The sequence below is a fragment of the Streptomyces hilarionis genome (assembly GCF_024539675.1).
Classification (GTDB): Bacteria; Actinomycetota; Actinomycetes; order Streptomycetales; family Streptomycetaceae; genus Streptomyces; species Streptomyces hilarionis.
In genome coordinates, this window is the sequence record NZ_JAHHIT010000294.1 from 1 (window position 1) to 4,635 (window position 4,635).

1 protein-coding gene and 1 pseudogene are annotated in these 4,635 nt (G+C 69.9%); both read left to right on the plus strand.

Annotated features, from left to right (window positions below):
- Nucleotides 1-788 (plus strand): phosphopantetheine-binding protein (locus KMS84_RS37875; protein ID WP_256921098.1); only part of this gene is annotated, 788 nt, incomplete at its 5' end.
- A gap of 49 nt (nucleotides 789-837) precedes the next feature.
- Nucleotides 838-4,635 (plus strand): annotated as a pseudogene (locus KMS84_RS37880) (type I polyketide synthase); the annotation flags it as partial.

Sequence of the window (4,635 nt, forward strand, 5' to 3'; positions counted from 1 at the left end):
GGGGTGACACCGGAGGCATGGCCGGTGCCCTGGACCGGGCGGACCAGGCACGCATGCGGCGCAGCGGTGTTCTTCCGCTGTCGTTCGAGGAGGGGATGGCGCTCTTCGACGCGAGCCTCGCAACGGGTGAACCGGCTCTGGTTCCGGTCAAGTTCGACTTCGCAGCCCTCGCCGAGCAGGCGGCCACCGGCCCGGTGCCGTCCATGCTGCGAGGCCTGGTCCGCAAGCCACGCCGAACCGTCCGTGTCAGCGCCGCAGGCGGCGTTGGCAACATGGCGGGCGAGTCCCTGGCCGACCGGCTGGCGAAGATGCCGCAGCCCGAGCGGCAGCGCGTCCTGCTCGACCTGGTGAGCGCCGACGTCGCCACCGTGCTGGGCCGCCGTGGACGGGACGCCATCGCGCCGGACCGCGCCTTCAAGGACCTCGGCTTCGACTCGCTCACGGGTGTGGAGCTGCGCAACCGGCTTACGGCGGCCACAGGGCTTCAACTGCCCGCCTCGGCGGTGTTCGACTACCCGACGCCGGCCGCGCTCGCCGATGTCCTGCTGGAACAACTGGGTGCGTCGCCGACGTCGGTGCTCGCCGAACTCGACCGCCTTGAAGCGGCATTGAGCAGCGCGTCCCTGGAGGACGACGTCATGACCCAGATGGCCAAGCGCCTCCAAACCCTGGCGACCCGGTATGCGGCGCCCGGTGCCGTGGCGGAGGACGAGGGGGCTTTCGATCTCGAGTCCGCCTCCGACGACGAACTCTTCAGCTTCGCGGAGAGCGAGCTCGGCACTTCCTGACAGCGGCGTCGGCCCCCCCACACCTGTTGAGCAGAAGGACTTTGCGATGAGCACGAACGACGACAAGCTGCGCGACTACCTCAAGCGAGCCCTCGCCGATCTCAGCCAGGCGCGGAAGCGGTTGCGCGAGGTCGAGTCCGAGAAGACGGACCCGATCGCGATCATCGCCATGGGCTGCCGTCTCCCGGGAGGCGTGTCCTCGCCCGAGGACCTGTGGGAGCTTGTCGCAGCGGGAACCGACGGAATCTCGGCCTTCCCGACCGACCGTGGCTGGGACGTCAACGGGTTGTTCGATCCCGATCCTGAGCGCCCCGGTAAGTCGTACGTCAGGGAGGGCGGCTTCGTCGCCGACGCCGCTGAGTTCGACGCTGCCTTCTTCGGAATCAGCCCGCGTGAGGCGCTGGCGATGGACCCGCAGCAGCGGTTGCTGCTGGAGACCTCCTGGGAGGTCTTCGAGCGGGCGGGCATCGACCCGACCTCGCTGCGAGGCCGCAATGTCGGTGTCTTCGCCGGGACCAAGCCTCAGGATTACATCCCGAGCCTTGAGGGCGGCGAGTCCAGCACCGAGGGGTACGCCCTGACGGGCAGCGCCGGCGCGGTCACCTCCGGTCGTGTCTCGTACACGTTCGGTTTCGAGGGCCCCGCCGTCTCCATCGACACCGCCTGCTCCTCCGCGCTGGTCGCCATCCACCTGGCAGCCCAGGCTCTGCGCAGCGGCGAGTGCTCGCTCGCGCTGGCCGGTGGTGTGTCCGTGATGGCCACGCCGGGTGCGTTCGTTGCCTTCTCGCGACAGCGGGGCCTGGCGACGGACGCTCGCTGCAAGGCGTTCGCGGCGGGCGCGGACGGTACGTCCTGGGCCGAGGGTGTGGGACTGCTGCTGCTGGAGCGGCTGTCGGACGCGCGGCGCAACGGCCACGAGGTCCTGGCGGTCGTGAGGGGCAGCGCGGTGAACCAGGACGGTGCGTCCAACGGTCTCACCGCGCCCAACGGTCCCTCGCAGCGACGGGTGATCCGCCAGGCCTTGACCAACTCCGGACTGCTGGCCACGGACGTCGACGCGGTGGAGGCGCACGGGACGGGTACCTCGCTGGGCGATCCGATCGAGGCGCAGGCGTTGATCGCGACCTACGGGCAGGGCCGCCCGGCGGACCGACCGCTATGGCTCGGCTCGGTGAAGTCGAACCTCGGCCACACCCAGGCCACGGCGGGTGTGGCGGGTGTGATCAAGATGGTGCAGGCGATGCGGCACGGTGTGCTGCCCAAGACGCTCCACGTGGACTCGCCGTCGCCCAAGGTGGACTGGTCGGCGGGTGCGGTGGAACTGCTGACGGAGTCGCGCGAATGGCCGGCGGCACCGGACCGTCCTCGGCGGGCGGGTGTGTCGGCGTTCGGCATCAGCGGGACGAATGCGCACGTCATCCTGGAAGCAGTCGAGAAGGAGGTTGCCGAGCCGACCGCGACACGGGGTCTCGTACCCCTCGTTCTGTCGGGCAGGTCGGCTGAGGCGGTGCGCTCGCAGGCTCGGCGACTGGCCGACCATCTGGAAACGCACCGCGAACTGAGCCTCACGGACGCCGCGTTCTCGCTGGCGACGACCCGTGCGCACTTCGATCACCGTGCGGTGGTGGTGGCGGGTTCGGCGGACGAGGCGCGAGAGCACCTCGCGTCGCTGGACCCGCAGACAGTCGTCCCCGGACGTCTGGGTGTGCTGTTCACGGGTCAGGGGTCGCAGCGGGTCGGGATGGGGCGTGAACTGCACGCCGTATTCCCGGTGTTCGCGGAGGCTTTCGACGAGGTGTGCGCGGCCGTGGACAAGGAGCTCGGTCGCTCGCTCAGGCAGCTGGTCTTCGAGGGCGGGGACCTGCTGGACGAGACGCGGTTTGCGCAGCCGGCGCTGTTCGCGGTCGAGGTGGCGTTGTTCCGGTTGGTGGAGTCCTGGGGTGTGCGCCCGGACTATCTGGCCGGTCATTCGATCGGTGAGGCGACGGCCGCGTTCGTGGCGGGTGTGTGGTCGTTGGGGGACGCGGCGGCCTTGGTGGTGGCGCGCGGCCGCCTGATGCAGGCGCTGCCGTCGGGTGGGGTGATGTTCGCGGTCGAGGCGGCCGAGGACGAGGTCGTGCCTCTGCTGACGGAGGGCGTGAGTGTCGCGGCGGTCAACGGTGCCACGTCGTTGGTGTTGTCGGGTGTCGAGGATGCTGTCACGGCCGTGGTGGCGCGTCTTGAGGGGCGGCGGTCGAAGCGGTTGCGGGTCTCGCATGCCTTCCACTCGTCGTTGATGGACCCGATGCTGGACGAGTTCCGCCAGGTCGTGGCGGGCCTGACGTTCCATGAGCCTGCTCTGCCGGTGGTGTCGAACCTGACCGGCGGGGTGGCGGACGCGGACCGGTTGTGTTCGCCGGAGTACTGGGTGGAGCACGTACGCGGCACGGTCCGTTTCCACGACGGGGTCCAGGCGCTGCGCGAGCTGAAGGTCTCCACGTTCCTCGAGCTGGGCCCCGATGGCGTGCTGTCAGGGATGGTGGCCCAGGACTGTCTGCCTTCCCTGCGACGGGACGTGCCCGAGGACCGGGCACTGATGAACTGCCTGGGCCGGCTGCATGCCCGGGGTGTGGTCGTGGACTGGGAGAGGGTCTTCGCCGCAACCGGTGCCCGCCGGGTGGACCTGCCCACCTACCCCTTCCAGCGGCAGCGCTACTGGCTGAATCCGACGGCTTCCGCCGGAGACCCGGCCCTGGCCGCCGGACATCCGCTGCTCGACATCGTGGTGGGCGTACCCGAGACGGGTGGCGTCGTCGCCACGGGCCGCCTGTCACTGGCCGCCCAGCCGTGGCTCGCGGACCACGCGGTGTCCGGCGTGGTGTTGCTGCCGGGTGCCGCGCTGGTGGAGCTGGCTGTACGCGCAGGTGATGAGGTGGGCGCGGGGGTGCTGAGCGAGCTGGTGATCGAGGTGCCGCTGGTGGTTCCGGACGAGGGTGCGGTCCGTCTCCAGGTCTCGGTCGGCGAGGACACCGGCAGTGGAGTCCGGCCGGTCGCGGTGTATTCGCGGGCGGATGACGCCGACGTGGATTCTGCCTGGGTACGTCATGCGAGTGGCCAGCTGAGCGAGGAGGTGCCCGCTGCCGGTGCGGGGTTGCGTGTATGGCCGCCGGAGGGCGCGGTGCCTGTGGACGTGTCGCACCTGTATGAGGAGCTCGCCGCCCGTGGATACGGATACGGGCCGGCGTTCCAGGGACTGCGTGCGGTGTGGCGCCGGGACGACGAGGTGTTCGCCGAGGTCGCGTTGCCGTCGGGAGAAGTGGACGCGGCTGCGGGGTTCGGTCTGCACCCGGCGCTGCTGGACGCCGCACTGCATGCCGGCGCTTTCTCCGGTGCGCGCGAGTCCGATGGCGACGGGCTGTTTCTGCCGTTCGCGTGGAGTGGTGTGTCCCTTCATGCTTCGGGTGCGTCGTCGTTGCGTGTGCGGCTGACGTCGACGGGTGCGGAGTCGTTGTCGCTGGACTTGGCCGACGGTGCGGGTGTTCCGGTGGCGTCGGTGGAGTCGCTGGTGTTGCGGGCGGTCTCAGAGGAGCAGTTGACGGTGCCCGGGGGCGGTGTTGGTGATGCCTTGTTCCGGGTGGAGTGGTCGGCACTGCCGATGCGTGCGGATGCGGATGCTGTCGGCGAGGTCGAGTTGCTGGAGGTGGAGTCGGCTTCGCTTGCCGCCGAGGATGTCCACCGGGTATCCGCCGATGTTCTGTCTGCGGTGCAGTCGTTCCTGACGTCTTCGCAGTCGGGTGCGGGTTCGGGTTGTCTGGTGGTGGTGACGCGGGGTGCGGTGGACGCTGGCGTTGTGGGTGGGTTTGGTGGG